Here is a 17,719-nt window from a genome sequence, read left to right on the forward strand (position 1 = left end):
TTAAATATCTTATTATAGCGCCTTATTTTATTACTTTTATACCTTAAAAATACCATTTAGACCTTTTGTGAGAAAAATCTGTATTCTTCTTGTTCTCTGTTTTTTCTATTTAAGTACTGTCGCACAAAGCGTAGCCGTGATCAATGGCAGCCCTGTTAGTCAGAAAGAATTTGTATGGGTATATCACAAGCACCGTCCGGAAAACACCAAACCTGCGCTGACAGATTTAATCTCATTTTTAAATATATACATTGATTTTAAGCTTAAAGTTCTGGATGCCCGTGAAGCCGGGTTGGATAAGGACAGTACCTATATTTCAGAAACCAGGAATTATGAGAAAGCGCTGTTGAATTCAGCGCCTCCAGAAGCAAGGCAGGCAGACTTTTCGCTGGTAACCAAAGAATTTAACGAAGCCCTTTTACTTTTCAATATATCAGAAAAGAAAATCTGGGATGGAGCTGAAAATAATGACAGAATGGTGCATGAATATTATAACGCCCATGCAGAAAATTATTCTTCCCTGTCTTATGATGATTGTAAAAGCGAGGTAGTGCAGGATTATCAGAGACAACTGGAGTGTGAATGGATCACAGCATTGCGGAAGAAATACAAAATAACCATTGATCAGGGTGCATTGAGTAAACTGATCAGATAATACCGTATACAAATCGTTGAATAATAGTAAATTTGCAAATAGAATATAATTGAAAATAGTATAATGAAGAAAATTTTATTGGTGGCAAGCGGATTGCTCTTCTTGTTTTTAAATGTACAGTCCCAGACAAAAAGCGTAGATAAGGTGATTGCGGTACTGGGAAGCGACGTAATCCTGTTGTCTGAACTGAATCAGCAATATGTGATGTATCTGAATTCAGGTAATCCATCTGACGAGAAAGTAAAATGTTATATCCTTCAGCAAATGCTGGTTCAACATTTATTAAAGCAGCAGGCGAATATTGACTCTGTAATGGTAGACGATAAGCAGGTTGATGACGAGCTGGATAAAAGAATGCGTTATCAGATTCAGCGTGCAGGTGGCCAGGATAAGCTGGAAGAGTTCCTTAGCCGTTCAGTATTGCAGTATAAAGATGAGTTGAGACCTGATGTAAAAGATCAGCTTCAGGCTAATAAAATGCAGGGAACGATTACTGAGAAAGTGAGCATTACACCAGTAGAAGTAAAAAAATATTACGATTCTTATAAAAAAGACAGCTTACCTGATATTCCGGCTGAGTATGAAGTTGGGGAGATCGTGATTAATCCGGAGCTGACAAAATCAGAGAAGCAGCGTTTCTTTGATAAGCTTGATGCGATCAGACTTCGTGTTAAAAGCGGAGAAGATTTCGGATTTTTGGCAAAGACCTATTCAGAAGATCCCGGATCCGCACCAGAAGGTGGTGATTTAGGTTTCTTTGACCGTACCATGATGGCTAAGGAATTTACGGCCTATGCATTTAAATTAAAACCAGGAGAGCTATCTCCGGTATTTGAAACAGATTTTGGTTTCCATATTCTGCAGGTTGTAGAACGTAGAGGAGAGCAGGTACATGCCCGTCATATTCTGATTCGTCCGCAGACTACCCCGCAGAGTTTAGACCGTGCCAAATTACATGCAGACAGTGTTTATAACAATGTATTGGCAAATAAATTAAGCTTTTCGGCTGCAGCCTCGTTATACTCTTCCAATAAAGAGTCCAAATACAATGGAGGTATGCTTTTATTTGCAGATAACGTTACAGCAAGAACAACCTTTATTCCTGCAGACAAACTTGATCCAAAAGTCTTCCTTGTTGTAGATACGATGAAAGTTGGTGAAGTATCCAGACCAGTACCATTCACAGGAGCAGATGGAAAAGAAGGCTATAAGATTATCCTGTTGAAATCTAAAATACCGCCGCACAAAGGAAACCTTGAACAGGATTACGCTAAATTCAAAGAAAAAGCGCAGCAGCAGAAAATGGATCGCGTAATGAGTGAATGGTTTGAAAAAAGAAGAAAAAACACTTACATTCGAATTGACCCGGCATACACATCATGTGATGAATTAAAGATCTGGACTAAGCCAATGCCGGCAGAAACGAAATAATTATGCAGTACAACAACGACAAAGAGGCAGTAGATGCCCTCCACCGGTTTTATAAGGATATAAAAAATGAAATTGGTAAAGTCGTTATTGGACAGGATGAAGCTGTTAAATCAGTATTAATCTCTATCCTGAGTAATGGACATTGCTTATTGGTAGGCGTACCGGGTTTGGCAAAGACGCTGCTGGTGCAAACCGTAGCAGATGTACTGGATCTTAATTTTAACAGAATACAATTTACCCCCGATCTGATGCCAGGGGATATCATTGGCTCAGAGATTTTAGGAGAAGACAGGAACTTTAAATTCATTAAGGGTCCTGTCTTTTCTAATATAGTTTTGGCGGATGAGATTAACCGGACCCCACCAAAAACCCAGGCTGCGCTCCTTGAGGCGATGCAGGAGAAATCCGTTACAGCTGCCGGCCATAAGCATATTTTGCCAAAACCCTTTTTTGTTCTTGCTACCCAGAATCCTATTGAGCAGGAAGGCACCTATCCTCTTCCCGAGGCTCAGCTTGACCGTTTCATGTTCAATGTTCTGTTGACTTACCCAAGTTTCCAGGAAGAGCTTACTATTGTCAAAAACTCAACCGGCAATAATCCCGTCACTTTGAACAGATTGATTAATGCTGATCAGATTCAATTCTTTCAGCAATTGATCCGTACTATACCAGTAACAGACAACGTGCTGGAATATGCTGTAAAACTAACCGGAAAAACCCGCCCGGGTAGCCCATTGGCAACTCCTGAAATCAACCAGTATGTAAACTGGGGAGCGGGGCCGCGAGCCTCTCAGTTCCTGATTCTGGGGGCTAAGTGTCATGCTGCTATTTCTGGTAAATACTCACCGGACATCGAAGATGTTCAGGCAGTGGCCGAGGCTATCCTGCGCCACCGTATTGTTAGAAACTACCGGGCAGAAGCCGAGGGTTTATCTGTAGAGAAGATCATCAAAAACCTTCTGTAACTAACCTCTGCAAACAGCACAATCAGCTTCCTTCATACTAATCTGCTTACGGGGACTTATTTACCAGCTGCAATTTTGGGTAATTACAATTATGTAATAATTATATTAGTACTCATAAAACAGGAATAAGTAATAAATTGCGAAACTAAAAGATGGAAAAACAAGAAGGCTATTCCACTAATTCCAATCCACATTTATCAGATCCCCGGGTATTCCTTCCCGATCGGAAGTCTTCAGGTTTACTCAGGAAATGGATTTATTATCTAACTTTTTTGCTAATCACATTCCTATTTAGCTTCTTATATATCCGCAACCGGCACGAATCCATCGTTTTTGTAAGCATTTTTATAATTATTACGGTCATTATTATACTAACGAACAAAGAACCTGTCAGTTTAAGCATTTCTATCATAAATAAAACACTGACATATACCTATTCCAATAGCTGGGGTCAGACCAGGTGTACGACTGTGGATCTGAAACATGCCGGAGGATTCTATAAATATGATATCAGTAAAGCTGGAAGTGCGTGGAAGCTTGTACTCTACAATGATAGTATTTTCAGGAACAGGATTTCTATCAGGGCCAGAACCGCAGGTGGTTATAGTGAGGAGCAGTTAGATGAAATCGTTGCCCTTGTACACCAGTGTAAGTAGCTGATAGAGAAAAATCTAACACATACGATATAGAAAGAGAAGGTTATTAAAGACTTTCGGTATATTCTCATCATCTATTATTTGTATATTAGCTGAAAATTCCGAATACAATTGTTTAAGTCAATTATATTTCGCAATTATTTACTAACATTAACTTTAGTGATTTGATTCATTTTTTTTCCACTAAATAAATTAGAAGTCCACATTCTTATCCCTGTTAACAATAAGAAGGATTAAGAATGTGTTGATTCTACATCTTAACAATAACCTCTCATGAAATCACTTCGTTTTTATACGTCTGTTCTTTTATTAAGTTTTTTTTGTACAGAAGTCTATTCACAATATGTCCCGCCACAGCCTAGTATAAACCCTAATATATACTCAGCTAATACTGCTGGTTTAGGACAATATGGACAGGTTCCAGTCTCATTATTTAATGGATCTGCTGATGTTAGTATTCCTATATATGAATTAAATAATAGGGGTATAAAAATTCCAATTGCACTGCATTATAGTACATCCGGAAATCGTGTCGACAACAGACCTGGGTGGGTAGGACTTGGTTGGACACTAGAGGCCGGGGGATCAATAATCAGGGTTAGTGGTAATGCCGCTGATGAATATTCAGAATCTACTGATGAGAAGCCACTTAATTATCGATCAGGTTATAAAAAACTAGATGACCCAAACTGGAAAACGAAAACCTTCGCTAGAGAATATGGCTTAGACGGTCCCGATGAATTTGTTTTTGATTTTCTTGGTATGAGTGGTAGTTTCTTTTTTGATCATACTGGTAAATGGCAGGTCAAATCAAAGCAAAATTTGCAGCTGAATATTGTTGATGAAGTAAAAAACGATTACGAGGTAAAAAATTCCGGGGGAAGGATATCCAAGCTTCGACATACCTTGACGAAATTTATTATTACTGATATGGATGGTGTAAGGTATACTTTTGGTGGAAATGAAGATGCGATAGAATTCACACGATCACCATACGTATCTGATTGTATAGGATGCATTACTGCGGACAATTCATTGTTAATTTCCAATGCCTGGCTTTTGCAGAAGATCGAATCTCCTAAAGGAATCATAACTTTTAATTATAAAAGAGAGTATAGTTTTGCCGATGTTTACTATTCTGAGATACATAGAAATGAGAGAGGTCAGATCAGTCCTATAGTGGAAGAAACAAGTGATATCGATTGTACACATCGTTATATAAATTATAGTTCTTATTTGAATGAAATAAAGACAGATGACGGTACTACTATTTCATTTGACAAATCGATTTCTAATGATTTAGTAATAGGTCAAGGGGTTGGGGGCGTTCCTCCCCGTAAGGTGGAAATATGGGAAAGTAACAATCTTGTGGAAGCCTATAATATCTATGAAAGCTTATCTGATAACCCTGGAAATCCGAGAAACTATTTCAAAATGGATAAAATACAGGTTATTGATAAAAATCAAACTGTAACCAAAGAAATAGATTTTGATTACATAGCAAATCCAACTGAACGTTTAAAGTTATCTGGAGTTTCTTTTATCGGAGCATCTTCTCGTATCATTGAAAAAAGATACGACTTTCAGTATAATCCTCAAAACCTTCCTGATTATTGTATTGGTAAAATAGATCATTGGGGTTTCTCTAATGGCAAGCACTACCCCTGGCCAACTGGTCCGATTAATTTCCCCGATATGGATAAATACTACCAGTCAAGAGAGCCGGATTCAAGCTTCCTTCAGGCAGAAATGCTAACAAAAATAATATATCCAACTAAAGGGACTTCAGAATTTGTATATGAAGCACATGATTACAATAAAGTAGTGAAGCAATTTCCTATTTCGATAGAGTCTCTTTCAAATAATCTAATTGCAGGGGGACTAAGAATAAAAAAGATAATTAGTACAGATGGCATAAGCAATACGCCACTAGTCAAAGAGTATTATTATATCAATAATTATTTAAATGGTGGTACGGTCTCCAGCGGAGTAGTGTCGGGTCTACCATCTTATTATCTAGTGGGTAATGTCTTTGCTACACCAACGGTGAGTTATCCATATCGGGTTTTTTCTAGTAATTCATTAAATAACCTGAATCATACTAATGGAAATCATGTAACTTATACAGAAGTTGTAGAGAAAATAGGTGATGGAGGATATACGAGCTATAAATATACAAATCAGGATAATGGCTATATGGACAAAGCCCCTTTCTACTCTAAGGATGGTCTTACACCGAGAATGGCATATCTTAAATCGTTCGGAAAATTAGAATTAGAAAGAGGACTTTTGTTGGAAAAGAAATATTTCACAACGGACAAAAGTTTATTGCGCCGGGAAACCACAGTTTACAATAGTGATCCTAATCGTTATGAAGATTATGTAAGAGGCCTTCAGGTAGAAAATCGTGCAGGATATCTTTATGGGGCAATCATAACATTCCCATTTTTCACCTTTACTCCATATATTGAAAAAAACATTGTTGTTGACTATACTTCCGAAAAGGATTCTATAATCACATCTACAAGTTATGAGTATGGGAACCTCACTCATAAACAAATGACTAAAAGCACAACCATTAATAGCAAAGGAGAAGCAATCACAACTGAGTATAAATATCCTCAGGATTTTGCCTATAGGCGACCATATAATAATATGCTTGCGCAACATATCTGGAGGCCTTTAGTTGAGCAGAATACATATAAAACCGATATAAGTTCGGGATATATAAATGGATTGCAGATTGAGTATTATAATCCGAGAGATGGTCTTTTTGTACCTAAAACTATTTCTATGAAAGTAAGGAGTTCTGATAATAGCTGGCAACCAAAAAATCAATATCACGAGTATGATAAATATGGAAATATTTTAAGTCAGTCAAACGATAAAGGATCCAGAACAAATTATATCTGGGGATATTCAGGACAACGTCCAATAGCGAAAATTGAGAATACGAACATGACTAGTTCAGATATTGTAATGAATACCGTATACAAGAGGGTAATGATCCCTATTGGTTCAACTTCTGCTTCAATTAATTTCACTTCTGGTACAATCGCGGATATTAAATTAGAAATTGATTCCGAACCTGGTAGCACTAATACTTTGCAGTATGTTTTATCCGGAAGTGGAACTAAATCCGGAAATTTATGTGTTAGCAGATCTAGTCAGAGTTGTAGTTATCCTTCAACAGTTGTATTTAATAATATGCCGGAGGGAACTTATACACTTGAAGCAAGTGCAAGTGCAGGCTCAGAAGGTCGGGTCAAAAGTATCACAATAGCTTATACTGAAAAGCAGATACCTTCTCCCGAATTCTTTTATGAGGGATTTGAGGAAGTTAGCGATAATGTAATTACTGGAGGAGCACATTCCGGTAATAAATACTACAATACTGATTACCGAATCCCGTTAAGTTTTACTTTTACTAAGGGGAATAATTATATAATTCAATGGTGGAACTATGTCGATGATAAATGGAATTTTAATCAACAGCCATATACTCCGGATATTTTATTGAAAGGGCCGGTTGATGATATCCGCATATTTCCTAAGGATGCTAAAATGACGACTTATACCTATGATAGTAGTGGAAATATTACAAGTCAGACTGATGCGAAAGGTAATGTAACTAATTATGAATATGATGAATTTCAACGCCTTAATTCTGTTAAAGATCAGAATGGAAATATCCTGAAAAATAACACTTACAATTATAAAAATTAAGGTCCGATGAAAATAAATCAATCTGTTTTTTCGTTTTTAATCTCATTTATTTTTGCCTTAATACTAAGTCCTGGATTAGGTTATAGTCAATTAGTTAAGCTTTCTGGACCAACGACGGGGGAACATTCTTCCAACCAAAAAATTCTATTGCTTCCTGGATTTAAGACTAGAGGACCATTTCGCGCTTTTATTGTTAAAAATTTAAATGCTAAGCTGGGATCTACTCCAAGCCAAACGCAGAATTATGTGATTACCAATACCTATAAGGAAGCTAGTAGACAGGTTTTGACAGATCCTTCCGTCCTTCAGATGAGCCAGGTTATTCAGTATTTTGATGGTCTGGGCAGACCATTGCAGGTAATCCAAACGAAAGGTAGTTCATTGGGAAATGATGTAGTTCAGTCCGTAGTATATGATAAATATGGCCTGGAGTCAAAAAAATATTTACCTTATGTGGATCAAAGTGGAGATGGATCTTATAAATCTGATGCGCTAAAAAGCCAGCTACAGTTTTATTCTGATTCCGGTCTCGATGTTACGGTAGTAAAAACGACAAGACCATACAGTCAAACAATTTTTGAACCCTCACCTTTGAATAGAATTACTGAGCAAGGTTTCCCGGGAGTAGTGTGGCAACCCTCAAATGTGGCTAGAACTAATGATGGGGGAAGGACAGTCCTTAGTAGTTATCGAACTAATAATAGTTCTGTTAATTATGCTGGCGACGGCTATGCCGTACGCTTATGGAATGCTGTTCCAGTAGTTGGAGAAGAATATAAAAGAAGTTTGTCAAGCAGTAGTTATTATGAGAATGGGCAGCTTTATGTGAAAATTACAAAAGATGAAAATTGGATAAGTGGAGATGGTAAGGCTGGGGTTACAGAAGAGTACATTGATAAAAACAACCAACTAATATTAAGACGTACTTTTAATGTTAAAGAAGGTAAAACGGAAGTGTTGTCTTCTTATTATGTTTATGATGATTTTGGCGATCTTAGTTTTGTGCTTCCGCCAGGATCTAATCCTGACAGCGAGACAATCAGTCAGAATAACTTAGATCTTTACTGCTACCAGTATCGTTATGATGATAGAAAACGATTGATTGAAAAGCGGATTCCTGGTATGGCTGATTGGATTGAGTTAATCTATAATTCCCTTGATCAGTTGGTATTTAGCCAGGATCCGTTACAGCGGAAGAATAATAAAAGAAGCTTTATTAAATACGATGGTTTAGGCAGGGTGATCATGAACGGTGTGGTGAACAATTCCACAGCTACAAGAGCTCAATTACAAGAATTAGTTAACAGCCAATTAGTTAATTGGGAACGTAGGATTGCAAATTCTTCTCATGGTTATAGTAATGAAACTCTACCCTCTGTCTCAGATTTAGAGGGACCTGAATTAGTAAATTATTATGATGATTATAGTATCGCCGGAATCCCTAGTGACGAATCTATTAATTATAGTAAAAAACTTTATGATATGCCAACTTCAAGTAAGACCAGAGTTTTGGGAACAAATGATTTCCTCTGGGTAGTAAATTATTATAATGATGAGGGACGAGTCGCTAAACTTTATAAGCAACATTATCTATCTGGTGTTATTGATAAGAAAAACTACGATGAGATTACTAATAGCTATAATTTTGAAGGAGCTCTGACTTTAAGTAACCGTATACATCATAGTACAAAAAGTGATAATCTGACTATTATTAATCGTTATGAATATGATCATATCGGTAGAAAGATAAGGAGCTATGAGCAGATTGGCAGTGATAAAGAAGTATTGTTGGTAGAGAATATCTATAATGAAGTTGGGCAATTGAAGAGAAGAGAGCTGAATAATGGAGAGCAAAAGACGACTTTCACATATAATGAACGTGGTTGGCTAAAGGAAAGCACTTCAGATCAGTTCAGCCAGCAGTTAAAATACCATGATGGTACAACTCCTCAATATAATGGTAACATTTCTAATCAGCTATGGGGGGCAGGTACTACACTAAATAAAAACTTTGTGTATACCTATGACAAATTGAACAGGTTAAGTAGCGGACTTAGTAAAGAAATGAGTGAGACGTTAACCTATGACATTATGGGGAATATCCAAAGCTTGCGACGTGATGATATGATTCGTAACTATACTTACAATGGTCATCAGTTGAGTCAGACAATTGGCGGCCCGGAAAAGTATAGTTATAAGTACGATGAGAATGGGAATACAATTGTTGATGGAAGAAGTGGGCAAGCAATTACTTATAACAGTTTGAATCTGCCAGCTAAAATAGCTGGACTTGAACTTTCTTATTTATATGATGCTACTGGAGAAAAGTTGAAAAAGACAAGTAAAGGAGAAGTAACTGATTATATAAATGGAATTCAATATACAAAAGGTGATTTAGAACTAATTCAAACAGAAGTTGGTGTTGCCAGAAGAAATGGTACTAGCTATAGATATGAGTATAATCTTAGTGATCATTTAGGAAATAGCCGGATGACATTTTATAAGAATCCTACCGGAAAAATTGAGATTTTGCAACAAGATGATTATTATGCATTCGGTTTGAGGAATCCAATTAAAGTTCCATCAAGTGATAATAAGTATCTTTATAATGGGAAAGAGTTACAGGAAGAATTAGGTCAGTATGATTACGGGGCTCGTTTTTATGATCCTGTAATAGCCAGGTGGAATGTAGTGGATCCACTTTCTGAGAAGATGAGAAGGCATTCTCCTTATAATTATGCGTTCAATAATCCGATTAGATTTGTAGATCCTGATGGAATGGCACCACAGGGGCCCGGGCCAACTGGTACACCTATTCTTGGACTACCGCTTATGAAGCTGTTTTTGAGTTATCAAAAAGCTATCATGAAGATGGGCATGAATAATGTTGCATCAGTTTTGAATACTGTATCTAATGCCAATAATGCTGGTATGGCAAAAGGTACGGTGAAGGCGGAATATACAGCTGCCGCTAATCAAGGGGTTAAAAACTTAGCAGTAGGACTTGCTTTAGGGGAGGCTACAGGTGGGCTTTTAGGGCAAATAGGTAAAGGTTTGGGAGCTACAGGAGTTGGGGCTGCTGCTGCTGAAGGTGGCGCTACTACTACAGCTTTAGCTAAGTTTTATCCTGCGAATAATGGTTTTTTGGGGACTGAAGAAAGAATGTTTTTGACACCAGGAGACCAGATCAGTCGTTATGGAAGTAGTGCCGGTAAATTTTTCTCTCCAGCTGATACTCCTTTGCCAATGAGAGCTTTGCCGCCAGGTGCAAATACAAATATTTATAATTCATATGAAGTTTTAAAGCCTTTTGAAGTGCAAACTGGTACAATTGCTCCGGCTTTTAATCAACTTGGTTTAGGTACTCAGTACCTGTCTCCGGTATCTGCTGATATACTATTAAAGCGAGGAATTATAGCGCCATCACAATAAGAATATGAATAGAGAGGAATTAAAACAAAAATTAGAGGAACTTAATGTATACCCAGGTTTTTATTCGCTAAACGGTGAACTTCTACCTGACCGAATTGTATTGAATCATAATTATGATAAATGGGAGGTATTCTATTTCGATGAAAGGGGGAATCGAGACAGTGAAAAGACTTTTTCTTCTGAAAATGATGCTTGCAATTATATTTATAGGTACTTTATAAGACAAAAGGGAATTTAGAAGAAATGTAAATAAGCAAAAGATCCTGGTTCAAAAGAGCCAGGATCTTTTGCTTATTTAGGATTATATGTTTTCTTGGTTTTGTAATCCCTGATGACCAGGTCCATATATACATGTTACCCGTGCAGAGATACTGGTTGAACGTACGATTGGAAAGTCTGGACGAAAGCCTGCCCAGCTGAAACCATCCGATCAGATCGATCAGCTTTTTGTCAGTGTAAATGGCTGTGAACAGATCAAAAACAGCCTGCTGCACCTGGGCTATGCCTTGAAAAAGATCAACCCGAAGTATAGAAATGGCGGGCAGCTCCGTCAAAGTGTAATCACCGAATGGCTAAAAGAGAAAGACTTACGTATGGTTCAGTATATGGCCGGTCACCGTTATGTCAGCAGTACCGAACGCTATCAAACCAGTAACCTGGAAGACCTGAAAGAGGCTTTAAATAAACACCATCCTTTGAAATAATCATCCGGTGAGGATAAAATATATCAATAGTGCTGTTAAAAATGGAACGCTTGCGTTCCAAATTGAGGCATGCGTATTACCAGTTTGATTGAGAGATCAGGAGAAAAACATTAATATTGTAACTATGAGTGGTATTGAAAAAGACAGCTACAGAAGTTTCTTGTCAGAAATAAAAAACAAAGTGTATCAGGCGCAATACGAGGCGATGAAGCAAGTGAATACCAGGCTTGTTACACTCTATTGGGAGATCGGGAAAAATATCATAGAAAAGTAGAAAGAACATGGTTGGGGCAAATCAGTTGTGGAACAATTGGCGGAAGACCTACAAAAAGAATTCGCAGGAATGGAGGGCTTGAGTAGCCGGAATATATGGCGCATGCGTATGTTTTATAGCACTTACGAAAAACTGCCACCAATGGTGGCAGAAATTGGGTGGAGCCACAATATCCTGATTATTGAGAAGTGTAAAGATGAATTGGAGCGCCAGTTTTATATTGGAATGACCAAAAAATACGGCTGGACAAAGAACGTATTGATTCATCACATTGAAGGCAAAAGCTATGAGCGTTTTTTATTAGGACAAACCAACTTTGATAAGACTGTAGAAGAAAAGTATCGAAAACAGGCTAAACTATCGGTAAGAGATGAATACAACTTTGAGTTTTTGGAGCTAAAAGATCAGCACGAAGAAAAAGAACTCGAAACGGCCATTATAAAAAATATGCGAAGCTTTCTAATAGAAATGGGAGGTGACTTTACTTTTGTGAGTAATCAATACCGTTTAGAGGTTGGGGATGAAAATTACTATATCGATATATTGCTTTATCATAGACGCTTAAAATCTTTAGTGGCCATTGAGCTCAAGACAGGAAAATTCAAGCCTGAGTATGCAGGTAAAATGAACTTTTATCTATCGGTACTGAACGATAAAGTGCGTCTGGAAGGTGAAAATCCCTCTATTGGGATCATTGTATGCAAAGAGAAGAACCGGACAACAGTTGAGTATGCGCTGAATGAGGTAAGGCAGCCAATCGGAGTCGCCTCTTACCGGGTAACGGCAAGTTTGCCAAACGATTATAAAGATCTATTGCCAACGCCTGAAACGATTATCGAGAGTATATCAGGTATTATTGGCAATCTTCCGGCAACAGAAGAAGAATAGAGCCCCCGCAAACCTCCAGTCCCTCAAAATCCAGCCAGCTCGCAAGAGCTCGCTTCTCTCTGTCTTTTGCTGTCCTTCCCCTCTGCCCGCGCTGCCGGTGAAGAACCGGCCCCATGCTAAATAACATAATACACATTATAAACGCAGCAGAGTAATCCATGACTTTGGTTAAATCCCAGTGCTGGTATTATAATGGGTATTATATTAAATAGCCGCTCGGCCGACCCTCGGCCACCGCTCCCGTTCCAGCCCATAGCCAAAGTACTTTCATAAAAACAGGTGTCAGCCAGGCTATCGGCTTCCACTACCTACAGTGTAGGCAATCGTTGCAAAACGCAACCTTTGCCTTTGTTGATATATGCCGTCTCCTTCCAGTCGGTCAGGCGGCAAAGCCTGCGGCAGCATGGTATTGTTGATTGATGGTGGCAGTGCAAGACTGGTCGGGAGAACTTAGTTCGCTCCCTGAAACAAGGACAGTGCTCCCGCCCAGCCTCTCAGGAATAGAAAGAGCCGCTCTTATCCTCCGTTCTGCCAAAGCTCTTTCCATCCCTGGAGGGAGCAAGATGCCAAACCTTCATCATGGGTTCAGGTAGTTCATTTGTTAAGCCACCCCGAGCCTAAGAAAGAGAAGCTGTCAAGGGATCGTGGAATAAATGGCCTTTTTGAGGGCAAAGGCTGTGTGCGTTTATGCCGCGAAAGCCCTTTACTGCTTTTCTTTCGAGGCTATCTTTGCTGTAACAGATGAACTAACGAAACAGCAGTACCGTTCATAGTTCCGCACCTGGCAGATAAAAGACAACAAAAAAACACGAACCAATGGGGCATTGTAAAGACAAATAAAAAACTAACTTTACGAGAAAGGAAAGTTCTTTATAGCACCGAAAAAGTGCAGCCAGAAAACCTGGCAAACCTAAAAAAAGTTGCATAAGGGAGTATGATTACGGGGCAAGGTTCTATGATCCTGTAGTTGGAAGATGGAATGTAGTGGACCCACTATCGGAGAAGATGAGAGGGCATTCGCCATATAATTATGCTTTCAATAATCCGATTAGATTTGTGGATCCTGATGGAAGAGCTCCGCAAGGACCTGGGCCGAATGGTACACCTATTCTTGGATTGCCTCTTTTGAAACTGTTTGTGAGTTATCAAAAAGCCATTATGAAGATGGGCATGGATAATGTTGCATCAGTTTTAAATACCGTATCTAATGCTAATAATGCAGGTATGGCTAAAGGTAAAGTGAAGGAAGAGTATACGGCGGCGGCTAATCAGGGAGTGAAGGACTTGGCGGTTGGGTTTGCTTTAGGTGAGGCTACGGGTGGGCTTCTAGGGCAAATCGGTAAAGGTTTAAAGGGAACGTCTGTAGGGGCTGCTGAAGCAACTACAACGTTGTATCGAGGTGTAAATGAATCCCATCCAGGCTTCAAAAATGCAATGAACGGTGTAGCGGAACCAATTGGTGGAAATGCATCAGCAGCAGCACACAATTCGGGAAATACAGCTAGCTTTTTTACATCATGGTCAACAAATCCCGACGTCGCAACAAATTTTGCCTTGCGACCAAATGGCTCTGGTGTTATGATGGAAGTTACAGTTCCTACAAGTAGCACAGTAGCAAGTCCGAGCCTATTAAATATACAACTCAAGGGAACCAAGACTGTGGTAAATGAATCAGAGGTGTTATTAAGGGGGACTGTAAGTGGTGCCAAAGTAACGCCTGTAAAACCTTAAATTGATGATAAATATGGAAAAGTTTCCGCAATTGAAAGATAGGCAGGTAGCATTATTAAGAGCAGATATTAATACTGGTATTGTATTAGATAGGAATTATATTTATGCAACTACATCAGATCAGGAAGTTTATACAGTTTTTGATGATATAAATTCTGCTATAAGATCTGCTAAGGCAATTATAGCAGAAAAAAAAGACATAGAATGTGGGATTTATGGAAACGATCCAGTCGCACTTTTAATATTAACTAGGGACAATATAGGCTTGTATTAATGAAGATCTTTATGGTAGGAATTGTGTTGATAGGGCTTGAGGCTTGATTTTAAGCTGGGGCCATTATTTATGTGCTGCGATCTTTTCGAGTATTTGGATTCCTAATAAAGGCTACAAGAATAAGTAAATTTTTATTGCCGTATTCTGGCAGATCTTCTATCTCTTGTATCCTTTTTACTGTCTTTTTATCAAAAGAGGCACTGGTACATTCACCGCTGATATAATCCAAAGCGACTTCAAGAGTCTGGGCTATCTTTGTTGTGACAAATGTTTTAACGAATCAGCACTGGCATTCATAGTTTCGCACTTTCAAACTAGAATCTCTAACAAAAAAGCCAAACATGTCCAACAAATAAACACAAATAAAGCACTAACTTTACTTTAAAGGAAAGTTCTTTATGGCACTGAAAAAGTGCAGCCGGCAAATCCGGCAAACCCGTAAAAAGTCGCATAAGGGTACACGATTACGGCGCGAGGTTCTATGATCCGGTTATAGGAAGATGGAGCGTTGTTGATCCGCTAGCGGAGAAGATGATGACATGGTCTCCATATACCTACGCATTCAACAACCCAATAAGGTTTATTGATGTTGGTGGAGAATATCCTTGGCCAGTTCAAATACGTTCTTTTATATCTACTTCTACAACTGGAGGCGGCTTATTTAGAGGAGATGGCAGAGGGGCTTCTTTTTCTGGTACGTCTAGGGTTCGTTCTAATTTTACTGTTGATCCTTCAGCAAGATCGGTTTCGCAACCGATTACAAGAAGTGATCCTACAGTATTCTATGGGTTTAGAAATCCTACTCCAGGCGGAGTGAGTTTACCTCCTGCAGCAAAAACCGGCTCTCCAGAAGGAACAAATGATAATATTAGCTTTTCCGGTAACAAGGCTTCTTTTGATTTTAGCCATTCTGGTAAAGATCCCTTAACACCAGGTTTTGCTACCCCTGCATTAGATGTTCACGCCTCACTTTCTTTTAATGAAGATATGAAAAATGGTGTGTTGACAATAATGGGTTCTTTTACTGGAGATAAGTTTCCAAGTACAGAGGCTTTCGTTACCGATCAATCTGGAAAAACAAAGCTATTTTTGGGAGCACAGATGGAGAATGGTGGGATTGGCGATTTATATGGAGATAATAATAAGCCATTGTTTAATGTCAACATGCAAGTTAAATTTGATGGTAAAGGGAATTTCACAGGAGTACAAGTTGGAAAGGCTTCTTATACTGTAGCAGAATGGAATAAAAAAGTACAAGAGGATTTTAAGAAATGAGAACAACATTAATATTTCTTTCATTATTATTTATAATGATTGGTTGCAGTACAGGTGGCGAACAAGAAGTGCTGGTTGTGCCCAAAAACTTTAAGGGATATGTATTAGTGATCTTTGATCAAAAAAATGGTCAGCCAATCAGGTATATGGGAAAAAAGAGAGTATATGAAATACCTGCAAATGGTATATTAAAGACGCAGTTTAAGGTTAATAACGGTTGGCGGGATTTAACGGAGTACTATGTTAATGAAATCTCTCCCGAAAATATGCTGCCTTCTTTTGTTGAGGCTGAAAAAATTCCAAAAGGTAAAACAGTAGGTTTTATGGGAGAGACAGGTACAGTCAAAAAGAATAGTAAGAGTACGGAAAGGGTAGAGTTCAGCGAATTCTATATAGGTGCCAGATCAGATATAGAAAAAGCAAAAAATCTCGTAGAAAAATTGGATATAGCTAACTTATAGATCATTGTTTATGTTTAAAATGGTAAAGCCCGGCATAAATGTTGGGCTTTGCTGTTTATTGACCGTAAGCTTTTCTGGCATTAGCATCTCTAAGAAATGCATCAATAATCACCAGTAAGTGAGTTCTGTCGTTTTCGGGCAGGTCTTCTATCTCCTGTATCTTTTTTACTATCTTTTTATCAAAAGAGGCACTGGTACCTTCACCGCCGATATAGTCCAAAGTGACTTCAAAAGCCTGGGCAATCTTTTTGGCTACTTCTATAGAAGGAATGGCTTGGCCTTAAGCGTGAAATCTCGAATAAAAAACGTGAACCCTTCCAACGGAGTAAACTCAAATAAAGCACTAACTTTACTGTAAAGGAAAGTTCTTTATGGCACTGAAAAAGTGCAGGCGGCAAATCCGGCAAACCCAAAAAAAGTTGCATAAGGGAGTACGATTACGGGGCGAGGTTCTATGATCCGGTAATTGGACGTTTCAATACCATAGATCCACTTTCTGAGAAGAGCAGGCGTTTCTCTCCGTATGTTTATGGGAATAACAATCCGATCAGATTCATTGATCCTGACGGGATGGAAGGTCTGGATATTATCTATAGAAACAGGTTAACCAATAAAGAAGTAGGTCGTACTGCATTGCCAGGGAAAGATGTAACAAGATATACGGATGCAAAAAATCAGGCTGAATTAATAGCAAATAACTTTGATCAGCCTCAGGTAAGTGCGGCAACTAATACATCTGGAACTGCAACTGCTCCTCAAGCTGCTCAGCGTGTTGATTATCAAGACATGTCGCAGCCAACAACGAGTTTAGCTGTTGCTAATAACGTTGCTACTGGCTTTGCATATGAGTATGTCGGAGCTAAAGTACTGAGTGGAGTTAGCTCTCTTTTTACCGCTAGCGAAACAGGAAGAGTATTTTGGTCAGGCGGAGAAGTTGCGAAAACAGCAGCAGCAGACTTTGCAAAAGCAAATGGAATGAAAACTTTAGAAATGACAACAACAGGTCGTGCGATGAATAGTATTAGCCCTTATTTACCTCGTTCTGCTACCAATCCTGTTTGGAATAGTCTGTCAAGAAGCTTTGCGAATGGAGCATCAGGGGAGGCTCATTTCTTTACAATACCTGCCGGCCCTAGATCTGGAAGTATTTGGTTGAATGTTGAAAAACCAATTTTAGAACAAAATGCTGTTAAGATAATAAGTCATTAATTTATAACATCACCATGAATATTTTTAAACTATTTTAT

14 protein-coding genes and 4 pseudogenes are annotated in these 17,719 nt (G+C 38.5%); 17 read left to right on the forward strand and 1 reads right to left on the reverse strand.

Features of this window, described 5'->3' with window-relative positions; all coding sequences use genetic code 11:
• Positions 1 to 67 precede the first annotated feature (67 nt).
• The 15 genes and pseudogenes from PL_RS12775 to PL_RS12840 all read left to right on the forward strand — a co-directional run bounded on the left by PL_RS12775 (position 68) and on the right by PL_RS12840 (position 16,472).
• Positions 68 to 655: a hypothetical protein gene (locus PL_RS12775; protein ID WP_041883730.1), complete on the forward strand. Its 588-nt coding sequence runs from the start codon at positions 68 to 70 to the stop codon at positions 653 to 655.
• A 63-nt stretch (positions 656 to 718) separates the two neighbouring features.
• Complete coding sequence (locus PL_RS12780) at positions 719 to 2,086, forward strand: peptidylprolyl isomerase (protein WP_041883733.1); 1,368 nt, start codon at positions 719 to 721, stop codon at positions 2,084 to 2,086.
• A gap of 2 nt (positions 2,087 to 2,088) precedes the next feature.
• The gene (locus tag PL_RS12785) at positions 2,089 to 3,051 is read left to right on the forward strand and encodes an AAA family ATPase (RefSeq protein ID WP_041883735.1); all 963 of its coding nucleotides are present in this window, start codon (positions 2,089 to 2,091) and stop codon (positions 3,049 to 3,051) included.
• A gap of 152 nt (positions 3,052 to 3,203) precedes the next feature.
• Positions 3,204 to 3,707: a hypothetical protein gene (locus tag PL_RS12790; RefSeq protein WP_041883736.1), complete on the forward strand. Its 504-nt coding sequence runs from the start codon at positions 3,204 to 3,206 to the stop codon at positions 3,705 to 3,707.
• Between the two features lie 273 nt (positions 3,708 to 3,980).
• On the forward strand, positions 3,981 to 7,433 hold the full coding sequence (locus tag PL_RS12795; RefSeq protein ID WP_348621843.1) for an RHS repeat protein: 3,453 nt from the start codon (positions 3,981 to 3,983) through the stop codon (positions 7,431 to 7,433).
• A gap of 6 nt (positions 7,434 to 7,439) precedes the next feature.
• Positions 7,440 to 10,865 (forward strand): DUF6443 domain-containing protein, encoded by a 3,426-nt coding sequence (locus PL_RS12800; RefSeq protein WP_082035980.1) that lies wholly within the window; start codon positions 7,440 to 7,442, stop codon positions 10,863 to 10,865.
• Positions 10,866 to 11,371: 506 nt separating this feature from the next.
• Positions 11,372 to 11,569, forward strand: a complete 198-nt coding sequence (locus tag PL_RS12805) for a hypothetical protein (protein WP_041883746.1) — start codon at positions 11,372 to 11,374, stop codon at positions 11,567 to 11,569.
• Positions 11,570 to 11,693: 124 nt separating this feature from the next.
• The gene (locus PL_RS12810) at positions 11,694 to 11,843 is read left to right on the forward strand and encodes a hypothetical protein (protein ID WP_200890770.1); all 150 of its coding nucleotides are present in this window, start codon (positions 11,694 to 11,696) and stop codon (positions 11,841 to 11,843) included.
• 15 nt (positions 11,844 to 11,858) lie between these two features.
• Positions 11,859 to 12,125, forward strand: a pseudogene (locus tag PL_RS12815) (DUF1016 N-terminal domain-containing protein); the annotation flags it as partial.
• Entirely contained in the window at positions 12,102 to 12,731 is a 630-nt protein-coding gene (locus tag PL_RS12820; RefSeq protein WP_262496975.1) for a DUF1016 domain-containing protein, read from the forward strand. The pseudogene PL_RS12815 and the gene PL_RS12820, both read left to right, overlap by 24 nt.
• Positions 12,732 to 13,661: 930 nt before the next feature.
• Positions 13,662 to 13,811: pseudogene (locus PL_RS26005) on the forward strand (RHS repeat-associated core domain-containing protein); the annotation flags it as partial.
• The gene (locus PL_RS12825; RefSeq protein WP_235324590.1) at positions 13,788 to 14,462 is read left to right on the forward strand and encodes a hypothetical protein; all 675 of its coding nucleotides are present in this window, start codon (positions 13,788 to 13,790) and stop codon (positions 14,460 to 14,462) included. The pseudogene PL_RS26005 and the gene PL_RS12825, both read left to right, overlap by 24 nt.
• Positions 14,463 to 14,475: 13 nt before the next feature.
• On the forward strand, positions 14,476 to 14,736 hold the full coding sequence (locus PL_RS12830) for a hypothetical protein (RefSeq protein ID WP_348621845.1): 261 nt from the start codon (positions 14,476 to 14,478) through the stop codon (positions 14,734 to 14,736).
• Positions 14,737 to 15,177: 441 nt separating this feature from the next.
• Positions 15,178 to 16,011 (forward strand): annotated as a pseudogene (locus PL_RS12835) (RHS repeat-associated core domain-containing protein); the annotation flags it as partial.
• Positions 16,008 to 16,472, forward strand: a complete 465-nt coding sequence (locus tag PL_RS12840; RefSeq protein ID WP_041887198.1) for a DUF6843 domain-containing protein — start codon at positions 16,008 to 16,010, stop codon at positions 16,470 to 16,472. The pseudogene PL_RS12835 and the gene PL_RS12840, both read left to right, overlap by 4 nt.
• Before the next feature lie 55 nt (positions 16,473 to 16,527).
• Here the strand turns inward: PL_RS12840 and PL_RS12845 are convergent, their stop codons facing one another.
• The gene (locus PL_RS12845; protein ID WP_200890828.1) at positions 16,528 to 16,692 is read right to left on the reverse strand and encodes a hypothetical protein; all 165 of its coding nucleotides are present in this window, start codon (positions 16,690 to 16,692) and stop codon (positions 16,528 to 16,530) included.
• Positions 16,693 to 16,895: 203 nt separating this feature from the next.
• Here PL_RS12845 and PL_RS12850 point away from each other — a divergent pair.
• Positions 16,896 to 17,033 (forward strand): annotated as a pseudogene (locus tag PL_RS12850) (RHS repeat-associated core domain-containing protein); the annotation flags it as partial.
• 9 nt (positions 17,034 to 17,042) lie between these two features.
• A complete protein-coding gene (locus PL_RS12855) occupies positions 17,043 to 17,681 on the forward strand; it encodes a hypothetical protein (protein WP_041887196.1) in 639 nt (212 codons plus the stop codon).
• Positions 17,682 to 17,719: the final 38 nt, after the last annotated feature.

Origin of the sequence: Pedobacter lusitanus (assembly GCF_040026395.1) — a bacterium.
Taxonomy (GTDB): Bacteria; Bacteroidota; Bacteroidia; order Sphingobacteriales; family Sphingobacteriaceae; genus Pedobacter; species Pedobacter lusitanus.